Source organism: Microcoleus sp. PH2017_05_CCC_O_A, from assembly GCF_020738785.1.
Lineage (GTDB): Bacteria > Cyanobacteriota > Cyanobacteriia > Cyanobacteriales > Microcoleaceae > Microcoleus.
In genome coordinates, this window is the sequence record NZ_JAEQCB010000124.1 from 17,524 (window position 1) to 31,260 (window position 13,737).

A 13,737-nucleotide genomic window follows, 5' to 3' on the forward strand; every position below is an offset into this window, starting at 1 on the left:
CGTCTAAAGCAATGTCGGCAATTCCCCGTTATAATATCTAAAAATCGCATGAAGCTAGGACAGTGGATGGGCTTATTAGCCCTCATCGCATCTTGTTACATCCTCTGGCAAATCAGGCAAGCCCTACTGCTGCTGTTTGCCGCCATCGTCTTAGCCACGGCCTTAAACAAACTAGCACGCTACTTACAAAAAAAATTCCGACTCAAAAGGTCGATCGCCGTACTGTGTTCAATTAGCTTCTTATTCCTCGTCTTCGTAGGCTTGTTCCTGATAATTGTACCGCCCTTCGCCCTGCAATTCCAACAACTTACCCAAAGAGCTCCTCAAGGAATAGCAAGATTAAATGATTGGGTAGATCAAATCGAAACTCGCTTCTCGGGACAACTAGGCCAGCGCCTGCCAAATCTTGATGTTAACGACATTATGCGGCAACTGCAACCTTTATTCAACCAACTCGTTGGGGGTGCAGGAGCATTTGTCGGCAATACATTAGGCGTTATCCTGAGTTTTTTGTTAGTCTTAGTTTTGACCTTGATGACCTTAGCAGATCCCCTATCTTACCGCAAAGCATTTATACAACTATTTCCCTCTTTTTATCGGCGGCGAATCGAGGGTATTTTAGATGAATGCGAAATAGCTCTCGGTAGATGGGTCATCGGTGCGTTAATTAGCATGAGTGTGATTGCTTTTTTGAGCTTAATTGGTTTGTCAGTTTTGCAAGTTCCACTACCGTTAGCTCACGCTGTAGTAGCAGGATTTCTGAACTTGATTCCGAATATTGGCCCTACTATTAGCGTCATTCCGCCAATGACGATCGCACTTTTAGACTCTCCCTTAAAATCAGGTTTAGTCCTCATTCTTTACTTTCTAATTCAACAGTTTGAAAGCAACATCCTCACCCCCTACGTCATGGCACAGCAAGTATCGCTGCTGCCAGCAGTAACTTTAATAGCTCAAGTATTTTTCGCCACATTTTTTGGATTTTTAGGCTTATTGCTAGCCCTTCCCCTCACAGTTGTCGCTCAAGTTTGGATTAGGGAAGTGCTAATTAAAGACATTCTCAACCAGTGGGACGCCAATCCTAAAAGGTTGGCGGCAATTGATTCGGCTATTCATGAAGAGTACGAATCTATAGGAGTCACACAAAGCCGATCAGAAAATTTACCCGAACACAAACCAGACATTTCCGATGATCCAGAGAATGACGCAAATGACGTTCCTGGAAATCAGTAATTCAGGTTTGTACTCATCCCAAATCTGGCTTAAATAGCAGTTTATTTTTGAGTCCGCGAAGGCGGACTTTGTTTTTATAGAAGCGATTTCAATCGCCGACTCTTATAAATCTATATCTTGTATCCTAGCACTCTAAACCGCATCTTGTCCAGCGCTGAAAATCTGTTGCACCGTTAAATTCAACTCTGGAAATGTGGGCGAAACAATCCTATCGCTCCCCCGAAACTGACTAACTTGATACTCGCCATCAACCAAATGGTGAACAAAAAAAGTAGGTTGTTTCGGATTGCCAATATAGCGTCTGCCACCAAGTCCCAAATAATCCGCAATCCAGTATTCAGAAATACCCAAAGCTTCGTAGTCAACCAACTTGTAGCCATAATCATCCCGCCAATTGGTACTGACAACTTCGACAATTAGCCGGACAGAACTACCCATTGTAATGATAGATTGCTTTTTCCATCTCGGTTCGCTGTTCGTCCCTTGTCTGTCCAAAACGATCGCATCCGGTTCGTAACCAGATAGCTCGTTATCAGCTTTGACAACGCATTCTTTCGGTACGAAGTAGGGCAATTGCAGCCTCTCGATTTCCATCCCTAGCTTCAGGCAAAGGAAGCCAGCTACTTCTGAATGTTCTCCGGTTGCTTTAGGCATCTCAACAATAGCTCCATTGTGCAGTTCGTAATGCTTTTGGGAATTTTCAGGATACCAGTCAATAAATTCATCGAAAGTGACTGGTTTTAATATCGCTTGAGTCATGGCGATCGCCCTTTATTTGATTTATGATATTATTCTTATATCCGTTATAACTCAATACGGTTCAGATAAGACAGATCCCCCCTAGCCAAGAGGGCGGGAACGGGGGCACCGCCCCTACAAGGGGGGGACAAGAAGTTGCTCAAAATCCCCCGACTATCAGGGGGGATTTAGGGGGATATCCGGGGAATTAACAGTGTTAACTGAACCGTATTGCGTTATAACTCACATCTTGCATCATTATCAAGAACAGGCAAGATGCCTGTTCCACAAGAAAATTAACTCTTTGTGGAACAGGCATCTTGCCTGTTCAGAAAAGGCTAATTGAGAATGGTGTAACATCTCAGTTATAATACATTTCTTTTATCTCAAACTATCGCCCGATCGCCAATCTATCAAACTAAAATCCAAATAAAATAGTGTTATGAGATCGATCGACGAAATCAACGATAAAATCAGCCAAGGCAAAGCCACAGTCTGGACAATCGAAGAACTCAAAACCAGAGTCAGAGAAACCAGCATTACCGAAGCCGCCAAACAAGTCGATGTGATTACCACCGGCACCTTCGAGCCCATGGAATCCTCCGGCGCCATCATCAACCTCGGCCATACTGACCCCCCGATCAAAATCCGGCAGTGCTGGCTGGACGGCGTTTTAGCCTACTCCGGCTTCGGCGCCGTAGACCTGTACCTCGGAGCCACCCAAGTAGCCGAAGACGGCGAAGAATCGCGGGAACGGGGCGGCGGACACGTCATCGAAGACTTAATCGCCGGCAAACCCGTGCAGTTGCGGGCTTTAGGGCAAGTAACAGACTGCTATCCCCGCGCCTCCTTTGAAACCACGATTACCCGCGATACCATCAACCAGTTTTATTTATTCAATCCCCGGAACGCCTATCAAAACTTTATTGTAGGAGTCAACGGGGGCGATCGCCCGCTGTTCACCTACCTCGGCCCCCTGCAACCGAACCTCGGCAACGCCGTCTATTCGAGCCTGGGAGCCATGTCACCCTTGCTCAACGACCCCCACCTCGAACTCATCGGCATCGGCACCCGGATCTTCCTAGGAGGTGCTCAGGGCTACATCACCTGGGAAGGAACCCAACACTTCCCGCTGCAAAAACGGCAGCCTAACGGGACTCCGATCGGCCCAGCCGCCACCCTGGCACTCATCGGCGACGCCAAACAGATGAACTCCAAATGGGTGCGCGGCTGCTACTTCAAAAACTACGGCCCATCCTTGATGCTGGGAGTCGGCATCCCTTTTCCTGTTTTAAACGAAACAGTCGTGGCGCACTGTGCAGTATCAGACAAAAAAATAGTAGCGCCGGTGGTAGATTTCTCTATCCCCCGGCGCGTTCGTCCCACATTTGGTTTAGTTAGCTATGCTCAATTAAAAACTGGTCGCATTCTCATCGAGGGTAAACCCGTGCGGGCCGCCCCGCTGGCGAGTATGTTTCTCTCGCGGCAAGTAGCTTTGGAATTGAAGCAGCAAATTGAAGCGGGTTTATTTACCCTCACGGCCCCAGTTGCTCCTCTATCTGTCGATCGAGTATTTCTTCCCCAAGATTTGTGGGGAGCCCAAGTCAGGATTGAATAAACAATTTGAGATTTTAGATTCTAGATTTTAGATTTTTTTGTGGAAGCACAAGGTCTTAGAAACCGGGTTTCTTGTCCCCGGCGTTGCTTGAAAGCTGAGGTTTGTTGTCAAGAAACTCAGTTTCCGATCCTTGCGAGTGCGTCCAGGATTCTAGATTTTAGATTGAAGTCTTCTGGTGAAAAACTGCACCCATGGGAAACTGATGCACTCACCGAAAATCTAAAATCTAAAATCTAAGAATCTAAAATAGTCTTATTCCTCAACAAGCTTAGGCTTCTTCACAGGCTTAGGAAGAGGTTCCTTGGGGACAGGCGGTGCTGCTGCGGACTTGATAGTAGGACGCCCTACAGGAGTACCGTCACCGCTGGGCTTAGGAGTAAAGGCACGCTTGTTTCCCCCTCCTTTGTAGCCACCACCGGGCGGCTTGCTACCGGGGGGGAATTTCCGCTTTTTAATCGGCAGGGCGCCAATATTGTTGGCCTGCTCAATCATCAGACTGTCAGCTTGCAATTTGACGTGGAAATCCCAAAAAAACCCGATCGCCTTTGTTCCTACATCCCCCTTGAGTTTCAACTTAAAAAACTTCATCTTGTCGTCATTCTTGCGAGGAGCTTGCTTGATTTTGACGATGAGATATTTTTCTTCCTCTTGCGATTGTTGATAAATCACCTCGCCTCGAATCGAAAAATAGCCATCTTCAACATCAGGTTCCGAGGGCGGCAAAGATGCAGTCGATGGTTCGCCGCCCTGCTCAATCTCCCCTGCTTCCTGATTTTCCTCATCAGAGGAAGTTTCGGGAGATTTTTTCAGGGTTTCCGGCTCCCAAACACCCATAATTTGGGCGTGCAAGTTGCCGTCTTCTTGCCTGGTGCGGGGATAGACCACCCACAGGTGTTCTTGTTCGAGATCCAGGTGATTTTTGACTAAACTCATAACTCTACCCAGCAAAACTGCGTCGATGGCAGTTCCGTCGGCAGCTATCAACATACCTCGGGTGAATTGCTCTTCAGATTGGGTGTAGCGGCCCCGCACTAAACCAACAGCTCGGTACTGTCTGGGTTCACTGGGAGGGGGAATGGGATGTTGGCGCATGACAGAGGGTATGTCATCATCATCGACCTGAGTTTCGTTAGTGGGAGGCTTGGGGGTTGGGGTAGGTACGACCGTGAGTTCAGTTGTCTTACCAGCAGATTCCGCAGGCGCTGCTGGCTCCGAGATCGCAGGAGCATCGCTGGGCTTTGGCTTTGTTTTGTCCCCATCGGGGGCAGAACTGTAGCGTGGTCGTTGCAGCGTATCCTTTGGCGCTGGGGCGTCTGTTGTCGCTGGGGCGTCCGTTGGCGCTAGGGCGTCATTTGGCGCTGGGGCGTCCGTTGTCGCTGGGGCGTCCGTTGGCGCTGGTGGTTGATTTTCGTCAACAGGTGCAGCCGACGCGGAAGACACGGGACTTTCGTCTGGTGTCTCGGGCACGGAGGCTGTAACTGCGGGCTGATTCACGGCGGGCTCGGTTGGCTGAGCCTTGCGAGCAGAAGTAGATTTGGACGATTTGGAAGACCGGTTGGGAGAGGGGTTCATAAAAACTCCTTGCAGCGGAGACACATCCCTTGAGGGAAATTAGGAATAAACTGAAGAAACTGATTTAAAAACTACTAGCACCCGACTTGAGGCTTGCGCCGGAAAGTTTGGTTTTGACCCGTCAACGCCAACTTTCTACTGCGCTACGAGCGATCCCGGATTTGCTGGCTGCTCTAATCCTTGTTGGCAAAGAGTTTGAGAGTTGCTAACCCAAGAATCGGTCGATCGCCCGAAAGCTGGCGTTGCTGGCTAATAGCGTTTAGGATATTCAGATACTTCAAGTCCGGACAATCTAGGATATATCCCGACATAGCGTGTTGAATACCTGAGCATCCAACCCGGCAATATCTCGCAATGATTTGAGGAAAATCCCCAAGGCGCCATTCCAATCTCTCTGGAGTAGCTTGCCTATTTTACTTAATCCAATTACCTAACGGGCTGATCCGCCATATTTTCGGTAATTTTGAGCTTGACCGCACTCTTATTGGACGAAAGCCACATTCCTTGGGGCTGCGGGTCTTTGTGTCCAAAATAGTTTGGCTAGCGTGGAGTTGCGGGTCTGTTACCATATTAGCTGCAAGCAAAAGACTGGTTTGTGAATTGGGACTTTGAACTTAAGAACTTTTATGGTTGCATAGATCTGGTTAAATCGCAGACGCCCCTAGGCGATGGGTTGATTCTTAGAAAATAGTAGATTTTAAGTTGGGATAGTTGAATTATGGAAAAAGCAAACAAGGGTCGCGGGTTGATTACTGTAGTGGTAGTGCTTGCGCTCATCGCTTTTGTGGGATTTTCTCTGGTTCCAATTTTGGACAGTATTCTCAAGGGCAATCAAGCGCAAAGTCGATCGACTCCAACGCCAACTCAGACAGCCGCATCTAACGATAAGCAATCGCAGTTGCTGCAAGATCAGGTGAGAGGGTATGAATTGGTTTTGCAGCGGGAACCTGACAATGTAACGGCTTTGCGGGGACTTTTGCAGGTACGGCTGGAGTTGATCGGACAAGGAGTGGGGGCGATCAAGGATGTGGTGCCGACGTTGGAAAAGTTGGCTAAGCTGAATCCTGAAACTACGGAATACGGGGTTTTGCTGGCTCAGGCGAAGGAACGCACGGGCGATCGCGAAGGGGCTGCTGGGGCCTATCGGTCAATTTTAGCGTCTAAGCCTGGGGAAATTAAGGCTTTGCAGGGGTTGGTGAATTTGCTGTTGGTGCAGCAACGGCCCGAAGCTGCGATCGGACTGCTGCAAGATACGCTCAAGGCTGCTCCGGCGCAGAATCAGGCGAAACCGGGAAGTATTGATGTAACTTCGGTGCAGTTGATTTTGGGACAGGTTTATGCGGTGCAGAAGCGCTACCCAGAGGCGATCGCGATTTACGACGAATCGGCTAAGGCGAATCCGAAAGATTTTCGTCCGACGTTAGCTCATGCGATCGTGTTGAAGGAACAGGGCAAAACAGACGAAGCAAAAACGCTGTTTGATAAAGCTACTGAGTTAGCTCCACCTAACTATAAAGACCAAATTAATCAGTTAGCTAGCGGCACTCCTTCGCCTTCTCCTGCGGCAGAAAAAGCGAGTCCAGAATCGGCTGCTTCTCCCAGTCCCGAACCGGCTGCTTCTCCTAGTCCCGAAGGTGCGCTACCGAAACCTTAAGGACATTGGTAGGGGCGGTACGAAGAGTTCCCGCCCCATGATTTTGAGTTAAAAAATTTGATACTTTTAACTCAAAACTTCTTATTTTATTCCGAATTACAGATTAGAGAGTATCCGCAAAAATAACGATTATAAGGTTTGTAGTGAGGACTTCAGTCCGCATCAATTTCTGCGGACTGAAGTCCTCACTACAAACCTAGGACGTGATATTATGAATTAAGTCAGACCTCGGAGGGAATTATGACCCAAAGCGTTGACCGCGTTGTTCTACCTCCTGCTTTTCCAGACCACACTCAATTACCAGAGTCGGATGGTACTTTTGTGAAAAATTTCCAGGAGCATCCACAAAGTTTAATTTTAACAGATTCGATCGGCCCGATTTTGCAGCAGCGGCATCCTGACGGACAATATGCGATCGGTCAAGACTGCGGCATTTATTGGCGAGAAACCGAGCCACCGGAAAAAGGTGCAGAAGCTCCTGATTGGTTTTATGTTCCTAATGTACCTCCTAATATTGACGGTCAAATTCGCCGTTCCTACGTGCTGTGGCGGGAACACATAGCACCGTTAATCGCGTTAGAATTTGCGAGCGGGAATGGCGATGAAGAGCGCGATCGCACTCCGTTGTCTCGCACTGATGAAGGGGTAATCACGAAACCTGGCAAGTTTTGGGCTTACGAGCGGGTGATGCGAATTCCCTATTACGGCATCTATGAAATTAACAGTGGCAGATTAGAAGTTTATCGGTTGATTGACGGGTATTATCAACTGTTAGAACTGAATCAGCGCGGTCATTTTGCGATCGCACCTTTAGGCGTAGAATTGGGACTTTGGCAAGGCAGTTATCAAAATCAAACCATGCTTTGGCTGCGTTGGTGGGATGAGGAAGGTAATTTGCTGTTGATTGGCGATGAAAGAGCTCAATTGGAGAGATTGCGAGGGGAACAACAACGGGAAAGAGCCGAACAAGAAAGATTGCGAGCCGAACAAGAAAGATTGCGAGCTGACAGTGCAGAGCAGGCACGACAAGCTGAATTTCAGGCAAGAAGGGCTGCAATTCCCCGGTTGTTGGGAATGGGTTTGAGTGCCGAACAGGTGGCGGAGGCGTTAAGTTTATCTGTCGAAGAAGTTAGGGAGGATGGTGGAGAGTGAGATAGTGGAGGGAAATTGGGGAAAAGGGCGATCGATCTTGAATTTGCTAGGAAGCGATCGCAACCAATGACAGTAGCACTAACTTTCTGACTCCGCAGGCCCAGCAACAGACTTGGCTCTCCCTAAACGATAAGCTGTGAGAGGACTATTCCGAATATCTGCTTCTATCTGGGCAATCAGTTCATCAAGTGCAAAATTAAGACTATCAAACTGCCGACAGACTTCGCGCATTTTAGCAACTGTCTGCTTTACTTTTTCGGGTTCTGGTTGCGGTTGTTGAGTCATAGTAGGTTCCAATCACTTTTAGCTTCTCGGACAGTAGCTTCTCCGGCCTCGGCTGTAGCTTCAGCTTGTTCTATCGTTTGAGTCAGTAGTTCTATGGTAGCAGTAGGAGCGATCGGCTGAAATTCCGAAATTCGCAGGAGCAGGTTAGAAAGGCGAGAATAAGAAGAAGTAGCTCGTTCTCTAATGTTTGTCAATTGTTCTAGCACAGAAGCAGTTGCCTCCGTTTCTCCAAATATTTCAAAAACAGATAGTTCAGTCGCTCCCGCTTGATTGATTAGCTGCACCAGTCGGCGCTGTAATTCTAGGATAATTGTAATAGTTCTATCGGGCAAATCAGCCATGAACTTTCTCCTCACTATCATCCAACTCCGCCATAAAATCGGCGGCAGAACAAAATTTAACATTTCCCTCAGCATACTCTTGACGAACTTCTGCCACCTCCTTGAGTAATTCATTGCGTCGCTGTTGTCGCAGACGATTTTGAAGAATATCTAGAAGCATGGCTTGATCTTCTAGTGATAAAACTTCTACAGCTTCAAGAGCTTGCTGGAATTGAGATGTCTGTGTCGTTTTACTCATATATAGCACTTCTAGGGGAGGTGAGGTATAGCTAGAACGTCTAAAAGCCTTACGCTACAAGCCCTAACCATTTAGTAAGTAGGGTGCGTCAGCCATTTGGTAATTAGGTAACAAACAAAATTTATTTAGGGCTGACACACCCTATAAATCAATACTTCCGCTCCTGCGGCTCAAACATCGTAATCGCCACCGGCATATAAGCCAAATCAATCCCCGCAGGCGAATAATAAGCCAGCGTATGCTTCAAGAACTTCTCATCATCCCGCTGCAAAAAATCTTCCCGCGAATGAGCGCCCCGACTTTCCTGACGGTTCAAAGCCGAAGTTAAAATCATTTTTCCCACGATTATCAAACTCCGCAATTCCAAAGCTTCCACAATTTCCGTATTCCAAGATTTACCCTTGTCATCCAAGTAAACTTCTTGATATTGTTTTTCCAATTCCTCCAATTTATGCAAACCTTCCTGCATCAATTCTGCGCTGCGAAATACTCCGCAATACTCAGTCATCGTATCTTGGAACTTTTGCCTAATTTGGTTAATTCGGTATTGTCCGGGACGGTCTACAAGTGCTTGAATTTGCTCTTGGGCTTCCTGAATATAACGCTGTTCGTCTACTGCGGGTAACTTGCGATTTTGGACAAATTGTGCTATGGTTGCGCCAGTAACTTTGCCGTAAACTACGCATTCTAAGAGCGAATTGCTGCCCAAACGGTTAGCGCCGTGAACTGACACGCAAGCTGCTTCGCCGGCCGCAAAGAAACCGTCTACCAAACTGTCAGCACTGCTGCGAACTTGTCCGCCAATATTCGTTGGAATTCCCCCCATTGAATAGTGAGCCGTAGGACGCACTGGCATCGGCTGGTCTACGGCATCAATTCCTAGCAAGCGGTGCGCTTCTTCCCAAGCAAAAGGTATTTTGCTCATGATTTTTTCGCGTCCCATGTGCCGCAAATCGAGGTAGATAAAGGGGCCGCCTGCACTACCATCGAGATTAATTCCTCTACCTGCACGAATTTCTAAGGAAATCGATCGCGATGTAATGTCCCTGGGCGCTAATTCCATGCGCGAGGGGGCATAATTCGCCATAAATCGATCGCCCTCCGAATTAATCAAATAAGCCCCTTCACCCCGTACAGCTTCTGAAATCAACACTCCCACCGGATACAAACCAGTCGGATGAAACTGCACAAACTCCATATCTTCCAGCGGCAATCCCGCCATCGCCGCCATCGCCAAACCGTCGCCAGTCGAGGCGTAATCGTTCGAGGTGGTGTTGTAAACTCGGCCGTAACCCCCCGTAGCAAACATCACCGCCTTAGCGCGCACGACGGCAATTTCGCCGTCTATTAGGTTAAACATAACTACGCCCTTGGCTTGGCCTGCTTCCAAAATCAGGCGCGTGACATACCACTCCTGATAGATGTGAACTCCACAACGGCGGAGATTGTTGACTAATTCGTGGAGGATGGCGTGACCGGTTTTGTCGGCGGCGTAGCAGGTGCGGCGGTGGGAATGTCCGCCGAAAGCGCGCTGAGCTATTCTGCCGTCTGGGAGGCGCGAAAACAGGACTCCCATGTGTTCTAAATCGATGATGACACCGGGTGCTTCGCGGGTGAGGATTTCTACGGCGTCTTGGTCGGCTAAATAGTCTGAACCTTTTACTGTGTCGAAGGCGTGGGCTTTCCAACTGTCATCTGGATCGACATTTTGGAGGCTGGAGGCCATGCCACCTTGGGCTGCGACGGAGTGCGATCGAATCGGGTGAGTTTTGGCAACAACAGCTACCTTTAAACTTGGGTCAGTCCGGGCAATTTCTACGGCTGCGCGGCAACCTGCTAAACCGCCGCCAACTATTATCACGTCGTGTTCTAGCATTGTTTTTTAATTATTTTGAGTGTTCTGCTCAACTTATGGTGACGCAAAAAAAAACTTCCTACCAAAAGATCGGGAAGTTTTTTAACTTTTGATTTTAATCGAAAATCAAAATCTAAAATTTCAAATTCGACTAGCCGACGCTTTCGACAGACCTTTGATGGGACTGATTTCCCGTTGCAGAAGGTTGATCTTCGGTGGCGGGGTCTACAGAAAGCACTTCTATGTTATTGAGTAGAGTTGTCACGAAAGCAAACAGCAAGAATGGCAGAGACAGCACTAAAATCAAGCCAACTGTAGCCAAGGCGTAGATTTGGCGGGCGCTGCTCCAGAGGGCGAGTGCGGACGCTAGACTCAGGAAGATGACTATCAGCCAAACAATGATTTGACCGTAAATGTCGCCAAAGGTGAGGGTACATTTAAGGCGATAGTTGTGAATGTTATCCATTGATGCCTCGGAAGATTGCTATTACGACTTGTTGAAAAATACTTTGACAGTGCGTCAATGCCCACTGTGAATTTATAACTTTAGCTGCTACAACTTGATTTTGGCGTTCTTTTAAACATTTTTATAGAAGTTTGCAACAAGACTTTATAAAATTTTACTTCTGACTGGGAAATTTTACCAAACCAGACTTAGGCACTCCGACAAAGAAACTGGGTTTTTTACTGTTTTGGCGCCTGTAACGAGTCTTTTCGCAAAAACCTGGTTTCTGACCCCCCGTGCGTGCAGGACTACGACAGAAAGGCACAAGGGGAAAGTATACTTTTTGACCGATCGCGATTTTTGTAAAGTAATGTTAAGCTGCATGGGTATGGAATCAACCTTTTCCAGAAAGAATTGGTTGAAAGCCGGAACCCGGAGCGGGAGAAATGAAAATCAGACTATTCATTACTCCAATCCTCGGACTTAAGGGTAGAGGTCGCTCTCCTTCGGTCAACTGTCAACTGTCAACTGTCAACTGTTGAAAGCGTTTTACCTGTGTTTTAGCCCATGTCTTCCGATCGCACATTAATGATTTCGCGCTGTTTCCTGGCTGGTGTGGGAACGCAGATGTTTGTACACCACCAGCAGCGGATTCCGCAAGAAAGTCCGGTACTGGTGGTGAGCAATCACCGCAGTTTCTTAGATCCTTTGGTGCTGACAGCAGCGTTGGGTCGATCGATCCGGTTTGCTTGTCATCACTACATGGGTCAAGTTCCGGTGATTCGGGAAGTTGTCACGAGTTTTGGGGCTTTCCCCTTGGAAGCACCGGAGCACCGACAGCAACATTTTTTCGCTCAAGCGACGGCGCTGCTACAAGACAGGGAGATGGTGGGGGTGTTTCCTGAGGGTGCAGAACCGATGGTGAACTTTACTCAACCCAATACCATCGGGAAGTTTCAGCGGGGATTTGCTCATTTGGCTTTGCGGGCGCCGGTGCGGGATTTGGCGGTATTGCCGGTGGCGATTGCTTCGATGGAGGAAAAGTCGGTGCGATCGGGTTTACCGCTGAAGTTGCTGAGTTTGTTCGATCCTTCCGAACCGTTGTTCGATCGCGCTGGGTGGCATCCTGTGATAGTTTATCAACGAGTTAATATTTTAATCGGCCGCCCTTACTGGATTACAGTCGATCGACAGCAGCAGTATCGAGGCAAAAAAGCCAAAGCAGTTGTGGCTGAACTTACAGAGCACTGTCAGGGGGAAATTGCACAATTACTCGATCGAGGGTGTGTTTAAGTCAGTTGACAGTTGACAGTTGACAGTTGACAGTTGATAGTTGACAGTTGACAGTTGACAGTTGACAGTTGATAGTTGACAGTTGACAGTTGACAGTTGACATGTAAAAATGAGCAATAAATTACCAATTACCAATTGCCAATTGCCAATTGCGACCCTTCGGCTTCGCGAGCAAGATTACCAATCACCAATTACCAATTACCAATTACCAATTACTAATTACCAATTACCAATTACCAATTACCAATTACCAATTACCAATTACCAACTACCAATTACCAATTACCAACTACCAATTACCAGATTAAGTTTAATCATGCCAACTGCTAACAATAAGGTTCGTTTTCTCAGCCCGAAACCGCCCAAACCCGATCGCCCTTTATTTGTATTTCTGCCCGGTATGGACGGGGGAGGTTTGCTGCTGCGATCGCAAATTCCTAAATTAGCTCCGCATTTCGACATTCGCTGCTTAGCTATACCGGCCGACGACATGGCTAGCTGGGAGGTACTGGTTAAGGAAACAATTGCCTTAATTGAAGCAGAAAAGAAAGCCAATCAGCGGCCAGTTTATCTGTGCGGCGAGTCATTTGGGGGCTGTTTAGCGATAAAAGTTGTTTTAGAAGCTCCCCAATTGTGCGATCGACTAATTTTAGTTAATCCAGCTTCTTCATTCCGACAACAGCCTTGGGTGCAGTGGGGTTCTCACCTGACTCAGTGGCTGCCGGCGAATCTTTATCCGCTGTCGGTAATCGGTCTGTTGCCGATATTAGCATCCTTAGGAAAGATTGGGCGGGACGATCGGCGAGCTTTGCTGGAAGCGATGCAAGCGGTACCGCAAAATACGTCTGTGTGGAGATTGGCGTTAGTGCGATCGTTTAATGTGGATGAAAATCAGTTGCGTGCGATCGAACAGCCGACGTTAGTAATTGCTAGCGGAGCCGATCGGCTGCTGCCTTCTATGGCAGAAGCGAAGCTTTTAGTCAAGGTAATTCCGAATCCTGAAATGGTGATGCTGGCTAATAGCGGTCATGCTTGTTTGTTGGAAACTGATGTTGACCTTTACGCAATTATGCAAGCTCGCAATTTTTTGGCAGAATCAGAAGAATATTTATCATTAGTCAGGAGTCATTAGTGAGCAGTCAGGGAGCATCTCATTTTTGTATTTTTTTTTAGTGCGAGCGTCCCCGCTCGCGAGCTATATTAAGACTCGCGAGCTATATTAAGACTCGCGAGCTATATTAAGACTCGCGAGCTATATTAAGACTCGCGAGCTATCTTAAGACTCGCGAGCTATCTTAAGACTCGCGAGCTAT

At 47.6% G+C, this 13,737-nt stretch carries 14 protein-coding genes; 6 read left to right on the forward strand and 8 right to left on the reverse strand.

Annotation, left to right across the window (positions count from 1 at the left end; translation table 11 throughout):
* The first annotated feature begins 48 nt into the window (after nucleotides 1-48).
* Nucleotides 49-1,233, forward strand: a complete 1,185-nt coding sequence (locus tag JGK20_RS24700; RefSeq protein ID WP_293232479.1) for an AI-2E family transporter — start codon at nucleotides 49-51, stop codon at nucleotides 1,231-1,233.
* 132 nt (nucleotides 1,234-1,365) lie between these two features.
* On the opposite strand, the gene JGK20_RS24705 is transcribed toward JGK20_RS24700, so the two are convergent.
* Complete coding sequence (locus JGK20_RS24705) at nucleotides 1,366-1,992, reverse strand: Uma2 family endonuclease (protein ID WP_293232481.1); 627 nt, start codon at nucleotides 1,990-1,992, stop codon at nucleotides 1,366-1,368.
* A gap of 421 nt (nucleotides 1,993-2,413) precedes the next feature.
* Here JGK20_RS24705 and JGK20_RS24710 point away from each other — a divergent pair, with 421 nt between their 5' ends.
* Entirely contained in the window at nucleotides 2,414-3,589 is a 1,176-nt protein-coding gene (locus JGK20_RS24710; protein WP_293193373.1) for a homocysteine biosynthesis protein, read from the forward strand.
* 252 nt (nucleotides 3,590-3,841) lie between these two features.
* Here JGK20_RS24710 and JGK20_RS24715 read toward each other — a convergent pair whose 3' ends face one another.
* Nucleotides 3,842-5,083: a hypothetical protein gene (locus JGK20_RS24715; protein ID WP_293186549.1), complete on the reverse strand. Its 1,242-nt coding sequence runs from the start codon at nucleotides 5,081-5,083 to the stop codon at nucleotides 3,842-3,844.
* Nucleotides 5,084-5,334: 251 nt separating this feature from the next.
* Nucleotides 5,335-5,472, reverse strand: a complete 138-nt coding sequence (locus JGK20_RS24720) for a hypothetical protein (protein ID WP_293203559.1) — start codon at nucleotides 5,470-5,472, stop codon at nucleotides 5,335-5,337.
* 407 nt (nucleotides 5,473-5,879) lie between these two features.
* Here JGK20_RS24720 and JGK20_RS24725 point away from each other — a divergent pair, with 407 nt between their 5' ends.
* The gene (locus JGK20_RS24725; RefSeq protein WP_293232483.1) at nucleotides 5,880-6,815 is read left to right on the forward strand and encodes a tetratricopeptide repeat protein; all 936 of its coding nucleotides are present in this window, start codon (nucleotides 5,880-5,882) and stop codon (nucleotides 6,813-6,815) included.
* A gap of 240 nt (nucleotides 6,816-7,055) precedes the next feature.
* On the forward strand, nucleotides 7,056-7,967 hold the full coding sequence (locus JGK20_RS24730) for a Uma2 family endonuclease (RefSeq protein WP_293186552.1): 912 nt from the start codon (nucleotides 7,056-7,058) through the stop codon (nucleotides 7,965-7,967).
* A gap of 78 nt (nucleotides 7,968-8,045) precedes the next feature.
* Here JGK20_RS24730 and JGK20_RS24735 read toward each other — a convergent pair whose 3' ends face one another.
* From JGK20_RS24735 to JGK20_RS24755, 5 genes are all read right to left on the reverse strand, one after another.
* Complete coding sequence (locus JGK20_RS24735) at nucleotides 8,046-8,252, reverse strand: hypothetical protein (RefSeq protein ID WP_293127010.1); 207 nt, start codon at nucleotides 8,250-8,252, stop codon at nucleotides 8,046-8,048.
* The gene (locus JGK20_RS24740) at nucleotides 8,249-8,593 is read right to left on the reverse strand and encodes a hypothetical protein (protein ID WP_293186554.1); all 345 of its coding nucleotides are present in this window, start codon (nucleotides 8,591-8,593) and stop codon (nucleotides 8,249-8,251) included. Before JGK20_RS24740 ends, JGK20_RS24735 begins: the two co-directional genes overlap by 4 nt.
* Nucleotides 8,586-8,831 (reverse strand): hypothetical protein, encoded by a 246-nt coding sequence (locus JGK20_RS24745; protein WP_293186555.1) that lies wholly within the window; start codon nucleotides 8,829-8,831, stop codon nucleotides 8,586-8,588. The genes JGK20_RS24740 and JGK20_RS24745 overlap by 8 nt, the downstream gene beginning before the upstream one ends.
* Nucleotides 8,832-8,979: 148 nt before the next feature.
* Entirely contained in the window at nucleotides 8,980-10,707 is a 1,728-nt protein-coding gene (locus JGK20_RS24750; protein ID WP_293213512.1) for a succinate dehydrogenase/fumarate reductase flavoprotein subunit, read from the reverse strand.
* Between the two features lie 130 nt (nucleotides 10,708-10,837).
* The gene (locus JGK20_RS24755; RefSeq protein ID WP_293186559.1) at nucleotides 10,838-11,152 is read right to left on the reverse strand and encodes a hypothetical protein; all 315 of its coding nucleotides are present in this window, start codon (nucleotides 11,150-11,152) and stop codon (nucleotides 10,838-10,840) included.
* A 546-nt stretch (nucleotides 11,153-11,698) separates the two neighbouring features.
* On the opposite strand from JGK20_RS24755, the gene JGK20_RS24760 reads away from it, so the two are divergent.
* Nucleotides 11,699-12,424, forward strand: a complete 726-nt coding sequence (locus JGK20_RS24760) for a lysophospholipid acyltransferase family protein (RefSeq protein ID WP_293186561.1) — start codon at nucleotides 11,699-11,701, stop codon at nucleotides 12,422-12,424.
* Nucleotides 12,425-12,740: 316 nt separating this feature from the next.
* Nucleotides 12,741-13,556 (forward strand): alpha/beta fold hydrolase, encoded by an 816-nt coding sequence (locus JGK20_RS24765; RefSeq protein ID WP_293186563.1) that lies wholly within the window; start codon nucleotides 12,741-12,743, stop codon nucleotides 13,554-13,556.
* Nucleotides 13,557-13,737: the final 181 nt, after the last annotated feature.